This window comes from Bacillus sp. FSL K6-2861, from assembly GCF_038630725.1.
Taxonomy (GTDB): domain Bacteria; phylum Bacillota; class Bacilli; order Bacillales; family Bacillaceae; genus Bacillus; species Bacillus velezensis.
On record NZ_CP152037.1, the window covers coordinates 3170212 to 3183155 of the forward strand.

Consider the following 12944-nt stretch of genomic DNA (forward strand, 5'->3'; position numbering starts at 1 on the left):
TTTAGCGTCCCCGCTCTGCGGCATCTTCATACGGCGCCCGGGAAGAATCGGGAGCGGCAGACAGACGCCGGAAAGAGATAACGGCGCATTCAATCAGAACATACGTCACAATTGCGGAGAGAACGGCTTCCGTTGAAATATAGAAAACGGCGGCATAGAGACAGCACTTCGTGATCAGCGACTGCATCCGGCCAATCTTCAGTTTCAGCCGGACCATGTCCGTAAACAAGCCGAGAGGGAAAGCGAAAAACAGGATGGTTTGTAAGAGGGATTCAGGAGACAGTTTTAGTGCCGAATAGACAATAGCGGCGGAACAGACGGAAATGACGGCATGCTTACATAAGAGTCGTATCATTCATCATCACACCTTTCACGGTTTAAAAAAGGCTGACCCGTCATGCTGAGGGCCAGCCTTTCTTTTTATTTTTCAAGGCGTTTTTCAAGCTCTGCTTTTTTCTCTTCAAAGCCCGGTTTGCCGAGAAGCGCGAACATATTCACCTTATAGGCTTCAACACCCGGCTGATCAAACGGGTTGACTCCGAGCAGATAACCGCTCATCGCCACCGCTTTTTCAAAGAAATAGACGAGATATCCAAATGTATATGCATTAAGCTCCGGAATATTGACAATTAAGTTCGGCACTTTTCCGTCTGTATGGGCAAGCATCGTGCCTTCGAACGCTTTTTTGTTGACGAAATCGACCGTTTTGCCGGCTAAGTAATTTAAGCCGTCGAGATCATTTTCCGCTTCTTCAATTGTCAGCTCATGCTTCGGTTTTTCAACGTTTAATACAGTTTCAAACAGATCGCGTCTGCCTTCCTGCACGTATTGACCGAGAGAGTGAAGGTCTGTTGAGAAGTTAGCGGAAGAAGGATAGATGCCTTTTTCATCTTTTCCTTCACTTTCGCCGAAGAGCTGCTTCCACCATTCCGCAAAGTATTGCAGCGCAGGCTCATAGTTGATAAGCATTTCAATGGTTCTTCCTTTATTATACAGAACGTTGCGGACGACGGCGTATTGGTAAGCCGCGTTCTCTTCTAATTCCGAGCTGGAAAAGTCTTTGCTTGCATCAAGAGCGCCTTTCATCATTTCATCGATATCAGCCCCGCTTACCGCAATCGGCAGAAGACCTACCGCAGTCAGAACGGAGAAACGTCCGCCGACATCATCAGGAATAACGAATGATTCGAAGCCTTCTTCATTAGAAAGAGTTTTTAAAGCGCCGCGCTCTTTATCTGTCGTCGCGTAAATCCGCGCTTTCGCTTCTTCTTTTCCGTATTTTTCTTCAAGAAGTTTGCGGAAAATCCGGAAAGCGATTGCAGGTTCCGTCGTCGTGCCTGATTTAGAAATGACATTGATAGAGAAATCAGCGTCTTCCAAAAGATCCATAACATCTTTCATATAAGTTGAGCTGATATTGTTGCCGATAAAGATAACTTGAGGGTTTTTGCGCTTGTCTTTCGGCAGAACGTTATAGAAAGAATGATTGAGCGCTTCAATCGCCGCGCGGGCGCCTAAGTATGAACCGCCGATACCCACGACGAGAAGCACGTCTGAATCTGATTTGATTTTTTCAGCGCTTTTTTTAATGCGCGCGAATTCTTCTTTATCGTAGTTTTCAGGGAGGTCCACCCATCCTAAAAAGTCGCTTCCGGCGCCTGTTTTTTCATGGATATTATGGTGTGCCGTTTTTACGAAATCACGTGCGTATGTAAGTTCATGTTCATTGAAAAAAGGTAACGCTCTTGAGTAATCAAAGCGTACATGCGTCATTTGCTTGTCCCTCCATCACGGTGAATTGTTTTCTCTTTCACTTTATATGAACTCACCCGCTAAATCAAGTCATGAAGAAAGCATGATGAATACGGGATTTGCGCTAAAAATGCATTCATTTTTTATACAATATCCCGGATTCGATATGGTTATATTTGTAATAATCGTGAGAGGCATAACGAATCGAATGTTGGTGATCCAGGAACGTATCACCTTTACTTTGGAGCAGGATGACATCCATCGCCAATCCCGATGGGACGTTTCTTTTTATACAGTACTCCTCTTGAGAGGCTGCCACGAAGGAATATTAAGGAATAAATGTCCAATTTTAAAAATAGTGTCTATATTTGGAGTATCGTGTTAAGATGAAAGTGATTTTAAACCGGGAGGTGATTTTATGACTAAAACCATTGGTCTTATTTGTGGAAGTTTACGAAAAAACTCGTATAATCGAGCAATTGCTCAATCATTGATTGACTTCGATAATGCGGCTCAATTTCGTTGGGTTGAAATAGACAGTCTTCCTTTTTTTAACGAAGATTTAGAAATTGCCGGAGCACCAGACTCCGTAACATCCTTTAGAGCTGATATACAAGACGTTGACGGCGTCATCATTGTAAGTCCAGAGTACAATTCCGGAATTCCAGGGGTATTAAAAGATGCATTGGACTGGGCATCGAGACCGCGGACCTCTTCTGTTTTAAACAGAAAACCGGTTGGCTTAATAGGAGCAACCCCCGGAGGGTTCGGTACTGCCTTTGGTCAAACGCAAATGCGAGAAGTACTCGAAGCTATGCAAGTCAATGTTTTGCCCTTTCAAAAAATGCTGATTTCGCAAGTCCATGAGAAAATTGATTCCGCTCAAAACATACTTACGGATGAACAAACAAAACGTTATCTTCAACGCTATTTACAACAGTTCATCCATTGGATTGATCATGCTCCGGTTCCCGTTCCAAATTAATTGAAGGATCATCCCCCTCACGAAAAGTCACCTCAGAAATAACTTTCTTTCTATACAGCATATGAATAGATTTACCGTTTTCAATTCACAAACTTACTTGCCTTAATTCAAGGAGGATGATAAAATGTCTGATCTTTATTCCCGTCTTTCAAAAGATGATGCTGCCGTGCTTTTAGTTGACCATCAAACCGGCCTTATTTCCGGTCTCGTGCGTGACTATGGCGTTGATGAATTTAAAAACAATGTATTGGCTCTCGGTGATACGGCTAAATTCTTTGATTTACCGGTTATTTTAACAACGAGTTTTGAAAATGGACCCAACGGACCGCTCATGCAAGAACTCGTTGATCTCTTTCCTGATGCGCCAAAAATAGCCCGTCCCGGACAAATTAATGCATGGGACAATGAAGACTTTGTTAAAGCCATTGAAGCGACTGGCAAAAAACAGCTGATTATCGCGGGGGTTGTAACAGACGTCTGCGTTGCTTTTCCTGCGCTTTCTGCCATTAAAGCAGGCTACGAAGTGTTTGTTGTGACAGATGCTTCGGGGACGTTTAATAAGCAAGTAGCAGATGCATCATTAACGCGTATGGCTCATGGCGGCGCGCAGCTTATGAACTGGTTCAGCGTAGCATGCGAGTTACAGCGTGATTGGCGCAACGATGTTGAAGGTTTTGGCGCATTAATCTCCAGTCATCTTCCCGGTTATCAAAACTTAATGGGAAGCTATATGGGGGCGCAGCGGGATCTTAGTACACAAAATGCATAAAAGGAGCGCTGATTGAATCAGCGCCCCTTTTTTAAATTCGCGGCTCTTCATGATTTAGATTTTGTGTAAATAGATGATCGGCAATCGCAAAGTCAATTGATCCTTTTCTGCTAAATGTACAGAAACAGGGAGTCAAATCCGCATCATGTGAGATTTCCATAGTTGTCTCATGGCAAGGGGTGTTTCACTTGCTCTTGATGCACTAATGAAGGGACTCCCAAAACGGTTACATCTGCATCTTGAAAATCTATTTCATCTTCACCCCGGCCGGGAATGTATCTTACAGTGACGCCTTTAAGATGGCAAGTACGTCATCTTTGTTCAGTTTTTGGAAATTGCCGAATCCGCCGTATTCCATTTCTTTTGCGGCGATGTCTGCGATCAGCTCAAGCTTGTCTTCACCGATGTCATAATCCGCAAGGCGGGACGGTGCGCCGAGGCTTGTCCAGAACGCGGACAATTTATCAATCCCTTCAAGCGCAATTTCTTTATCCGTTTTGCCTTCAGTATCAATGTCAAACATGTTGAGCATCAGGTTTTTAAAACGGTCTACATTTGTATCCAGCGTGTATCTCATCCAGTTCGGGAACAGAATCGCAAGTCCTCCCGCGTGAGGGATGTCATAAACCGCTGATACGGCGTGCTCCATCGTATGGGAAGCCCAATCGCCGAAATAGCCCATTTGCAGCGTGCCGTTTAATGCGATCGTACCCGCGTATAAAATCGTTTCACGGTGCTTATAGTTCTCAAGGTCTTCCAAAAGTTTCGGCGCTGTTTCAATTACCGTCTGAAGGACCGCAAAACACATTCTGTCCTGAAGCGGCGTGTTTTCAACATTGTGGAAGTATTGTTCAAATACGTGGCTCATCATATCCACCATGCCGTATACGGTTTGGTTTTCCGGAACGCTGAAAGTATTCTCAGGATCTAAAATGGAGAAACGCGGATGAGTGACATTGCTGCCCCATACGAATTTTTCGTTTGTTTCCCAATTTGTGATAACGGAATCAGGGTTCATTTCAGAGCCTGTCGCCGCAAGCGTCAGCACCGTGCCGAACGGGAGCGCGTCCTGCGCCGTTACTTTTTTGCTGTAAATGTCCCATGCGTCGCCGTCATATTTCGCACCGGCCGCAATCGCTTTTGTACAGTCGATGACACTTCCGCCGCCGACTGCGAGAAGGAAATCTATCTCATGCTGTCTGCACAGCTCAATTCCTTTATTTACCGTTTCCAGACGCGGGTTCGGTTCAACGCCCGCAAGCTCATGAACGGCTGCGCCTTCTTCTTTTAAGATGCCTGTTACTTGGTCATACAGGCCGTTTCGCTTAATGCTGCCGCCTCCGTATACAAGCAGCACGTTTTTCCCGTATTGCTTCAGCTCTTTTTTCAATTGGTCGATTTGACCTTTTCCGAAAATCAGTTTCGTCGGATTGTAGTACGTAAAGTTCTCCATTTATCATGACCTCCAAAAAAATCGTAAGGGAATTACTATAACACAGAAAAAAAGGAGCTGCCAATCCGGCCGCCCCCTTTATGTTATTACAATGATGCTTTCAGTATCGCAAGCACGTCTTCTTTCTGCAGTGACTTGAACTGTCCGAATGCTCCGTTTGCCATCGCTTTATCTGCAATCGTATCCAGCTTCTCATCAGAAATATCATAATCAGCGAGTCTGTTCGGAGCGCCCAGGCTCGTCCAGAAATCAGATAGCCTGCTGATTCCTTCAAGTGCGATCTCTTCATCTGATTTGCCTGTCTCGTCAATATCGAAGACACGGACGGCAAGCTGTTTAAAGCGGGCCGGATTTTCTTTGAGCACATGTCTCATCCAGTTCGGGAACAGAATCGCTAAACCTCCGGCGTGCGGTATATCGTAAACCGCTGATACCGCATGCTCGATGTTGTGTGTGGCCCAATCCCCTCTTGCGCCCATTGACAGCATTCCGTTTAATGCGATCGTGCCTGTATATAAAATCGTCTCACGAAGCTCGTAGTTCTCCAGATCATTGATCAGCTTCGGCGCTGTTTCAATCACCGTGCGCAGAAGCGATTCACACATCCGGTCCTGATACGGCGTGTTTGACGTGTGGTGGAAATATTGTTCAAACACATGGCTCATCATATCGACCATGCCGTAAATGGTGTGGTCTTTCGGAACGGTAAATGTGTTTACCGGATCGAGAATAGAGAATTTAGGGTAAACGAGCGGGCTCCCCCATCCGTATTTCTCTTGTGTCTCCCAGTTTGTGATGACTGATCCGGAGTTCATCTCTGAACCGGTTGCCGCAAGTGTCAGCACTGTTCCGAAAGGCAGCGCTTCTTTCGGCTGGTGTTTTTTCGTGACGATATCCCACGCGTCGCCGTCATATTTAGCGCCCGCCGCGATGGCTTTCGTGCAGTCAATGACACTTCCGCCGCCGACGGCCAATAAGAAATCGATGCTGTTTTCTTTACAGAGCGCAACACCTTTGTTCACCGTTGAGACACGCGGATTCGGCTCTACGCCTGCCAATTCATGTACGGTAACTCCCGCTTTTTTCAGAAGTTCGGTTACTTGATCATAAAGACCGCTGCGCTTAATGCTGCCTCCTCCGTATACGAGCAGCACGTTTTTTCCGTACGGTTTGATTTCTTCAGGAAGTTTTTCAACCTCTCCCTTTCCGAAAATCAATTTGGTCGGATTCCAATATGTAAAGTTTTGCATGACATCTCCTCCTTTGGATTTATATTATGCAGAAAGATGACGTTCAATGTAAAGCAATCCGCTTTTTTGACGGCGCATCACATGGTTTACAGACAGCGGCTTCCCGGGAAAGGCACTTGTACAGCCTGAGACAGTGTGTGATTTTACACGGCGGAGAATGTAGTATGCATAGATTCTTTGCTTTGTCACAATCTATAACTGTTTCACGAATTCATAGAGGAGGTTGTTTACATGAGTGTTATTCAGCGTATCTGTCTCGTATTAACGATTATCGGCGCTATTAACTGGGGACTGATCGGGTTTTTCCAATTTGATTTAGTAGCAGCCATCTTCGGCGGCCAAGGATCAGCTCTGTCGCGGATTATTTACGGCCTTGTCGGCATCGCCGGTCTGATCAATCTCGGCCTGCTGTTTAAGCCGAACGAAGAAACATCCCGCGAGGAAGCGGCAAATCCGGAAGTCAGATAAACATAAAAAAAGCACCGAACATACATATCCGGTGCTTTTTTTAATGATTATTTTTTGATAAGGTCTTTGCGGTTGGACTGTTCAATCCACTCTTCAAGCTTATCTTTCAATGTGTTGAAACCTTGCGGAGCAGATGTTTCTTCAGAAGCTTGAGCCGCTTTCGGTTTTCTTGGTTTGCTTTCTTTTCTTTCAGGCGCCGCTTGAGTCGCACGGATAGAAAGGCTGATTTTGCCTTTTTCTTCGTCAACCGCAAGTACTTTTACTTGTACTTCGTCACCGATAGAAAGGTGCTCGTTAATGTCTTTTACGAAACCGTGAGTGACTTCAGAAATGTGAACAAGTCCTTGAGTTTCTTCATCTAATGCAACAAACGCACCATACGCTTGTAATCCTGTTACTTTACCAGTGTAAACACTGCCCACTTCAAATTTTGCTGCCATTCATAACAACTCCTAAGTTAAATTAAATACAGATTATACGCAATTTAAAATTATATCATACAAGTTTGTTTTTCGCAAAGAGAACTTTTTTACATCATCATGTTTAAGCACAGATAAAGGAGGGTATACTATGATTACGAAGGCTTTCTAGTATTCCCCCCTTTTATTTGGATGCGAACCGGGTTCGTATCTTTTTTTATGCCCTTTTTTCAACAAACCGTTTGATTCTGACGAGCGCTTCCTGAATCTGCTCAATGGATGTCGCATAGGAACATCTGATGTAGCCTTCGCCGCTCGGGCCGAATACATTCCCCGGAACGACGGCTACTTTTTCTTCAATGAGCAGCTGTTCCGCGAATTCTTCTGAACTCATGCCGGTCGACTGAATGGAAGGAAAGGCGTAAAATGCTCCGCCGGGGTGGTGGCAGCCGAGTCCGATTTCGTTCAATGTCTCCACAATCAGGTTTCGGCGTCTCCGATAGCTTTTCTTCATTCTTTCGACGTCTTCCTGGCCGTTTTTCAGCCCTTCAAGCGCCGCGTACTGAGCCATGGAAGGCGCGCACATCATCGCGTGCTGATGAATTTTGAGCATGGCATCCCTGATCACGGGAGGCGCCGCCGTAAATCCGAGTCTCCACCCCGTCATGGCAAATGCTTTGGAGAAGCCGGAAATAAGGACCGTGCGTTCCTTCATGCCGCGGATGGCCCCCATGCTCGTAAATGGCTCATCATACGTCAGCTCGGCATAAATTTCATCGGCAAGCACGATCAAGTCGTGTTTTTCAGCGAAAGCAGCGATGGATTCAAGCTCTTCTTTCGAATAGACGGAACCTGTCGGATTTGACGGCGAGCATAGAAGCAGCGCTTTTGTTTTGTCCGTCAGGGCCGCTTCAAAATCGTCTGCAGATGCTTTGAAACCTTTTGCAGCGACAGTCTGAATCGGCACCGGCTTCGCCCCCGTCAAGGTCACGAGTGATTCATATGCGACAAAACACGGTTCGGGAATTAACATTTCCTCTCCAGGATTCATAATGGCGCGGACAGCGAGATCAAGCGCCTGGCTTGCCCCTACCGTAACGATCAGTTCACTGTCAGGCGAATAACTCAGGCCGAACCGCTGATCTAAGTAGCGGCTGATTTCTTCTCTCAGTTCATAAAGACCCGCATTTGCCGTATAAGCCGTATAACCCTGTTCTAAAGAAAGAATACTCGCTTCCCTCACGTTCCAGGCCGTCACAAAGTCAGGCTCTCCCACTCCCAGTGAAATGACGCCTTCCATCGTGGCGGCCAGATCAAAGAACTTGCGGATGCCTGACGGTTTAATCTGCTGCACGTAGTCAGATAAATAAGAAGTCTTCGTTTCCATTTACGGAGACACCACGATTCTTTTGTCATCGTCTCCGCTTTCAAAGACTTTGCCGTCATGCTTATATTTTTTCAGGATGAAGTGCGTTGTCGTGGAAACGACAGACTCAAGGGTGGACAATTTTTCAGACACGAAGCTTGCCACGTCTGACATCGTGTTGCCGCGAATAACGACAGATAAGTCATACACCCCTGACATCAGGTACACTGATTCAACTTCCTGGAATCTGTATATCCGCTCAGCGACTTCATCAAAGCCGACATTTCGTTTCGGAGTGACTTTTACGTCAATCATCGCCGTGACGCCTTCCAAACCGTCGACTTTGCGCCAGTCGATCATCGCCGCATAATCAATGATGACTTTTTCCTTTTCAAGCTTTTCAATGATGCTTTTGACTTCTTCGGCGGGAATGTTTGCCATTTTCGCAATCGTTTCCGCATCAACGCGGCTGTTTTCGTCTAAAATTTCTAATATTTCTGTTTCTTTTTCGGTCAGCTTCATACGTTTCACACCTTTGCATTATCAAAAATCTTCATGACATTATATCACGATTTTCGACAAATGCTAAGAAAAACCCGAAAGAAACCAGAGCTAAAATCTGACAATCAAAAAAGCCTTTACATTACAACAAAGAAAGGACGGCGAAGGCTCTCATGGAAGCTGTTTCACCGATTAAACGGGCCGCGATAGACGGAGTTGAGCTGTATTACGAGCATTATGAAAATCCCGGCAGACAGACACTCGTCTGCGTACACGGTTTTTTATCTTCGGCATTCAGCTTCAGAAAACTGATCCCGCTGCTCAGAAACCATTATGATATTATCGCCGTTGACCTGCCTCCTTTCGGGCAATCGGAAAAGTCACGGACTTTCGTATATACTTACGCAAACCTCGCCAAGCTTCTGATCGGACTTCTGGAAAAGCTCGGTATCAGCCGGGCCGCACTCATCGGCCATTCAATGGGCGGCCAGATTTCCTTATCCGCGTCTCTTCTCAGACCCGAGCTTTTTTCTAAAATCGTCCTGCTGTGCAGCTCAGGGTATTTAAAGCGCTCGCACCCGTCGATTATATTCGGGACGCATCTCCCTTGTTTTGACCTGTATCTTAAGTATTGGCTTTCAAAAGACGGCGTGCTGAACAACCTGTTAAATGTCGTTCACGACCGGACGCTTATCGATCAGGAAATGATTGACGGTTACGAAAAACCATTTACAGACCGCCAGATTTTCAAAGCGATGACAAGGTTTATCAGACACAGGGAGGGCGATTTAGAGCCCGAGGATTTGAAGAAAGTGCAAAACCCCGCTCTTTTAATCTGGGGAGAAGAAGACCGTGTCGTTCCGGTCTCAGTCGGAAAACGGCTTCATGACGACCTGCCGGATTCCATTCTGTATTCACTCAAGGATACGGGGCACCTCGTACCCGAAGAGCGCCCGGAGTTTGTTTCGGAGCGGATTTTTGAATTTATTCAATAAAAAAACCGGCGGAACCGCCGGTTTTTAAGGGGTGCAGGAGCTGCTTTCTTTTATGAACAGAAGCTGCTCGGCGGCCTTTTGGCAGCCTTCGATCGGAAGCTTTCGCTCAAATGAAGCTTCAAAGATATCCTGAATGGCTGCTGCCAGCTTGTCGGCACGGTCTTCACTGTAGACGGCCTGAACGATATCGACGGCTTCTGTCTCATAAAAATCTTCTCCATATTTAAACGGATCCCACTTGGCAATGATTTTCATCATTTCCATGACCGCTTGGCTTTCTTCCATTTTCATCACCGCTTATAATAAAGTTTGCAATTCTATTTTATCATAGATACGCTGTGCAAAATAATGATACTACAGGAGTGACATACATGAACTTTGATCTTCGAGAAAACCGTCTTGGCACACAATCGGTGAAATGGGACAAGGCGGAAGCGTTATTCGGCGTATCGGATGCGCTTCCGATGTGGGTTGCCGATATGGATTTCCGCGCTCCCGAAGCGGTCACTGACGCCTTAAAAGCCCGCCTTGACCACGGCATATTCGGTTATACGTCTCCTGACGAAAACACAAGAGAAGCCGTCGCTTCATGGCTTGAGACGCGGCACGGCTACCGGCCCGATCCCGCAAGCATAGCGTTCAGTCCCGGTGTTGTCACGGCAATCAGCATGGCCGTACAAGCCTTTACCGAACCGGGCGATCCGGTGTTGATTCAATCACCGGTGTATACGCCTTTTTATCAGATGATCAAGGAAAACAAACGGCAGGTTTTACATAACCCGTTACGGGAAGAAAACGGCGTCTACTGTATGGATTTTGAGGATCTTGAGAAAAAGCTGAACGATTCTGAGGTCAAGCTGATGATTCTTTGTAATCCCCACAATCCGTCCGGCAGAGCGTGGAGCCGGGATGAGCTTATGAAGCTCGGATCGCTGTGCGCCGCCCATAACGTCACCGTCGTTTCTGACGAGATACATTCCGACTTGATGCTGTACGGAAAGCCGCATACGCCTTTCGCTTCTCTGTCTGAGGAGTTTGCGCGGATTTCCGTTACTTGTGTCGCGCCGAGCAAGACGTTTAATATTGCCGGCATTCAGGCATCCGCCATTATCATTCCCGATCGGTATAAGCGGGCAAAATTCTCCGCCGCATTGCATCAGAACGGAATTTCCAGCCTCAACACATTTGCGGTTGCAGCAATCGAAGCGGCTTATACAAAGGGAGGCCCTTGGCTTGACGCGCTGATTCCTTACATTGAAGGGAATATGAAATTGGCTGAGGACTTTTTAAGAAAAGAATTGCCGAAAGTCCGCATGATGAAGCCTGACGCTTCCTATTTGATCTGGATGGATTTCAGCGAATACGGATTTTCAGATGCCGAGCTCAAAGAAAGAATGCTCAAAAAAGGGAAAATCATATTAGAGCCGGGAACAAAATACGGACCGGGCGGCGAAGGATTTATGAGACTTAATGTCGGCTGTTCAGCCGCCGCCGTAAAAGAAGGGCTTGAGAGAATGAAAGCAGCGCTCGCTTAGCAGCGGAAAGAACGCCTTTATCAGATGAGATAAGGGCGTTCGCTTTAGAGAAATATATACTTTTTTTTCCGGTAAAGATGTTATAATAGATTCATATTTACATAGGAAAGGATTTCGCATAAATGGAGATTGTAAAGGATTACCTGCTTCACTTCTCTTTTATTTTATTCCCTATTTTTCTTTATCAAGTCTTCTGGCTCAGCAAGCCCGATTTGCTTGTGCCGAGAGCGAACCGCCTGCTGGTCGCCGTATTTGCAGTGTCATCTTCCTTATTATGTACGGCTTTTCCCATCCAGGAGCTTCATTCCGTCCGTTACGGTTTGCAGCTGATTCCCATTATCGTCTGCCTGCTTTATTCCGGTACCGCCGCAGGACTTGCCGCAGGGGCGGCATCCGTTTTTTTTCAGCTCATATGGTTTGAACCTTCCGCTCTTTTTTTCTTATCCTTAATTCCTTTTTTAATCATCATCCCTATCCAGCTCCAAACGAAATGGCCTTTTTTTTCAAAGCGGAAGAAACTGCTTTTCGCTCTTCTCATCGGCTGCACTGAAACCGCCTTATTAACCGCATCTGTCTTCATCTATTCCGCGACCAATATTTTCAATTTTCAAAATCTATCTTCCGTTTATTATGAGGCGGCAGTATCTGTTTTTTTTCAAGTCAGCGCCCTTTTGCTGTGCATTTATTTGATTGAGATCATTGATGAGAATGCGTCCATGCGGGCAAGGCTGATTCACTCAGAAAAAATGGCCGTCGTCAGCGAGCTTGCGGCAAGCGTCGCCCATGAAGTCCGCAATCCGCTTACGGTCGTCAGAGGTTTTGTGCAGCTGCTGTTCAGCGGCGAGCAGCTTCAGGACAAATCCCACTCCGGATATCAGAAACTTGTGCTGTCCGAACTCGACCGGGCTCAGACGATCATTACGAATTATCTCGATATGGCGAAGCAGGATGACTATGAAAAAGAAAAGTTTGATATTTCTCTGCTCGTAAAGGAAACAGGTTCCTTAATGGAGTCTTATGCCAATTTTAAATCGGTGACCGTTACGGTTCGAAGCGAGCCTGATTTATATGTGTTCGGCGATGTAAAAAAACTGAAACAGGCCTTCATTAATCTGATTAAAAACAGTATTGAAGCCGTGCCCTCTGAAAACGGCCGAATCGAGGTCTCCGTCCAAAAACAGGAAGAGATGATTCTCATTCAGATTACGGATAACGGAATCGGCATGTCCGATGAAGAACTGCAGAAACTCGGCAAGCCGTATTATACGCTGAAAACGAACGGCACCGGGCTCGGGCTTACCGTGACATTCTCGATTATTCAGCATCATGAAGGCTCCGTCTGTTTCACCAGCGGCGAGCACTCGGGCACAACGGCCTCAGTCAGGCTTCCGGCAGCTGTTCACTAGCCAACCGCGTTGATCTTTTATAGAATAACTAGAGAGAGGTGAACG

Annotated in this window: 14 protein-coding genes; 6 read left to right on the forward strand and 8 right to left on the reverse strand. The window is 46.1% G+C overall.

The window, feature by feature from the left end:
• Position 1: 1 nt before the first annotated feature.
• Both NYE62_RS15725 and NYE62_RS15730 read right to left on the reverse strand, forming a co-directional pair.
• Positions 2–355, reverse strand: a complete 354-nt coding sequence (locus NYE62_RS15725) for a hypothetical protein (protein WP_015418089.1) — start codon at positions 353–355, stop codon at positions 2–4.
• A gap of 65 nt (positions 356–420) precedes the next feature.
• Positions 421–1773, reverse strand: a complete 1353-nt coding sequence (locus tag NYE62_RS15730) for a glucose-6-phosphate isomerase (protein ID WP_007408647.1) — start codon at positions 1771–1773, stop codon at positions 421–423.
• A gap of 397 nt (positions 1774–2170) precedes the next feature.
• On the opposite strand from NYE62_RS15730, the gene NYE62_RS15735 reads away from it, so the two are divergent.
• Both NYE62_RS15735 and ycaC read left to right on the forward strand, forming a co-directional pair.
• The gene (locus NYE62_RS15735) at positions 2171–2737 is read left to right on the forward strand and encodes an NADPH-dependent FMN reductase (RefSeq protein ID WP_144664230.1); all 567 of its coding nucleotides are present in this window, start codon (positions 2171–2173) and stop codon (positions 2735–2737) included.
• 124 nt (positions 2738–2861) lie between these two features.
• On the forward strand, positions 2862–3506 hold the full coding sequence (gene ycaC / locus NYE62_RS15740) for an isochorismate family cysteine hydrolase YcaC (RefSeq protein WP_014418745.1): 645 nt from the start codon (positions 2862–2864) through the stop codon (positions 3504–3506).
• A gap of 280 nt (positions 3507–3786) precedes the next feature.
• Here the strand turns inward: ycaC and NYE62_RS15745 are convergent, their stop codons facing one another.
• Together NYE62_RS15745 and NYE62_RS15750 are read right to left on the reverse strand one after the other, a co-directional pair.
• Positions 3787–4959: an iron-containing alcohol dehydrogenase gene (locus NYE62_RS15745; RefSeq protein WP_015418091.1), complete on the reverse strand. Its 1173-nt coding sequence runs from the start codon at positions 4957–4959 to the stop codon at positions 3787–3789.
• Positions 4960–5045: 86 nt separating this feature from the next.
• Positions 5046–6209 carry an iron-containing alcohol dehydrogenase gene (locus tag NYE62_RS15750; protein ID WP_007408652.1) on the reverse strand — a complete coding sequence of 388 codons (1164 nt, stop codon included), beginning with the start codon at positions 6207–6209 and terminating at the stop codon, positions 5046–5048.
• Between the two features lie 231 nt (positions 6210–6440).
• Here NYE62_RS15750 and NYE62_RS15755 point away from each other — a divergent pair, with 231 nt between their 5' ends.
• Complete coding sequence (locus NYE62_RS15755; protein WP_003152104.1) at positions 6441–6677, forward strand: DUF378 domain-containing protein; 237 nt, start codon at positions 6441–6443, stop codon at positions 6675–6677.
• 47 nt (positions 6678–6724) lie between these two features.
• Here the strand turns inward: NYE62_RS15755 and yugI are convergent, their stop codons facing one another.
• The 3 genes from yugI to NYE62_RS15770 all read right to left on the reverse strand — a co-directional run bounded on the left by yugI (position 6725) and on the right by NYE62_RS15770 (position 8984).
• A complete protein-coding gene (yugI, locus tag NYE62_RS15760; RefSeq protein ID WP_007408653.1) occupies positions 6725–7117 on the reverse strand; it encodes a S1 domain-containing post-transcriptional regulator GSP13 in 393 nt (130 codons plus the stop codon).
• A 196-nt stretch (positions 7118–7313) separates the two neighbouring features.
• On the reverse strand, positions 7314–8483 hold the full coding sequence (locus NYE62_RS15765; protein WP_095352724.1) for an aminotransferase: 1170 nt from the start codon (positions 8481–8483) through the stop codon (positions 7314–7316).
• On the reverse strand, positions 8484–8984 hold the full coding sequence (locus NYE62_RS15770) for an Lrp/AsnC family transcriptional regulator (RefSeq protein ID WP_003152098.1): 501 nt from the start codon (positions 8982–8984) through the stop codon (positions 8484–8486). It abuts the gene before it with no gap.
• A gap of 152 nt (positions 8985–9136) precedes the next feature.
• Here NYE62_RS15770 and NYE62_RS15775 point away from each other — a divergent pair, with 152 nt between their 5' ends.
• A complete protein-coding gene (locus NYE62_RS15775) occupies positions 9137–9958 on the forward strand; it encodes an alpha/beta hydrolase (protein ID WP_007408654.1) in 822 nt (273 codons plus the stop codon).
• A gap of 24 nt (positions 9959–9982) precedes the next feature.
• Here the strand turns inward: NYE62_RS15775 and NYE62_RS15780 are convergent, their stop codons facing one another.
• Positions 9983–10243, reverse strand: a complete 261-nt coding sequence (locus NYE62_RS15780) for a DUF1871 family protein (RefSeq protein WP_015418093.1) — start codon at positions 10241–10243, stop codon at positions 9983–9985.
• A gap of 86 nt (positions 10244–10329) precedes the next feature.
• Here NYE62_RS15780 and NYE62_RS15785 point away from each other — a divergent pair, with 86 nt between their 5' ends.
• Positions 10330–11493: a MalY/PatB family protein gene (locus NYE62_RS15785; protein ID WP_015240471.1), complete on the forward strand. Its 1164-nt coding sequence runs from the start codon at positions 10330–10332 to the stop codon at positions 11491–11493.
• Positions 11494–11615: 122 nt separating this feature from the next.
• Positions 11616–12899, forward strand: a complete 1284-nt coding sequence (locus NYE62_RS15790; RefSeq protein WP_144664232.1) for a HAMP domain-containing sensor histidine kinase — start codon at positions 11616–11618, stop codon at positions 12897–12899.
• The last annotated feature ends 45 nt before the right edge of the window (positions 12900–12944 follow it).

Excerpts from the sequence above, each read along its gene's own strand:
- NYE62_RS15785 (WP_015240471.1), top strand. The coding sequence starts at position 10,330 with ATGAACTTTGATCTTCGAGAAAACCGTCTTGGCACACAATCGGTGAAA.
- yugI (WP_007408653.1), bottom strand. The coding sequence starts at position 7,117 with ATGGCAGCAAAATTTGAAGTGGGCAGTGTTTACACTGGTAAAGTAACA.
- NYE62_RS15755 (WP_003152104.1), top strand. The coding sequence starts at position 6,441 with ATGAGTGTTATTCAGCGTATCTGTCTCGTATTAACGATTATCGGCGCT.
- NYE62_RS15745 (WP_015418091.1), bottom strand. The coding sequence starts at position 4,959 with ATGGAGAACTTTACGTACTACAATCCGACGAAACTGATTTTCGGAAAA.
- NYE62_RS15770 (WP_003152098.1), bottom strand. The coding sequence starts at position 8,984 with ATGAAGCTGACCGAAAAAGAAACAGAAATATTAGAAATTTTAGACGAA.
- NYE62_RS15790 (WP_144664232.1), top strand. The coding sequence starts at position 11,616 with ATGGAGATTGTAAAGGATTACCTGCTTCACTTCTCTTTTATTTTATTC.
- NYE62_RS15730 (WP_007408647.1), bottom strand. The coding sequence starts at position 1,773 with ATGACGCATGTACGCTTTGATTACTCAAGAGCGTTACCTTTTTTCAAT.
- NYE62_RS15780 (WP_015418093.1), bottom strand. The coding sequence starts at position 10,243 with ATGGAAGAAAGCCAAGCGGTCATGGAAATGATGAAAATCATTGCCAAG.
- ycaC (WP_014418745.1), top strand. The coding sequence starts at position 2,862 with ATGTCTGATCTTTATTCCCGTCTTTCAAAAGATGATGCTGCCGTGCTT.
- NYE62_RS15765 (WP_095352724.1), bottom strand. The coding sequence starts at position 8,483 with ATGGAAACGAAGACTTCTTATTTATCTGACTACGTGCAGCAGATTAAA.
- NYE62_RS15725 (WP_015418089.1), bottom strand. The coding sequence starts at position 355 with ATGATACGACTCTTATGTAAGCATGCCGTCATTTCCGTCTGTTCCGCC.
- NYE62_RS15775 (WP_007408654.1), top strand. The coding sequence starts at position 9,137 with ATGGAAGCTGTTTCACCGATTAAACGGGCCGCGATAGACGGAGTTGAG.
- NYE62_RS15750 (WP_007408652.1), bottom strand. The coding sequence starts at position 6,209 with ATGCAAAACTTTACATATTGGAATCCGACCAAATTGATTTTCGGAAAG.
- NYE62_RS15735 (WP_144664230.1), top strand. The coding sequence starts at position 2,171 with ATGACTAAAACCATTGGTCTTATTTGTGGAAGTTTACGAAAAAACTCG.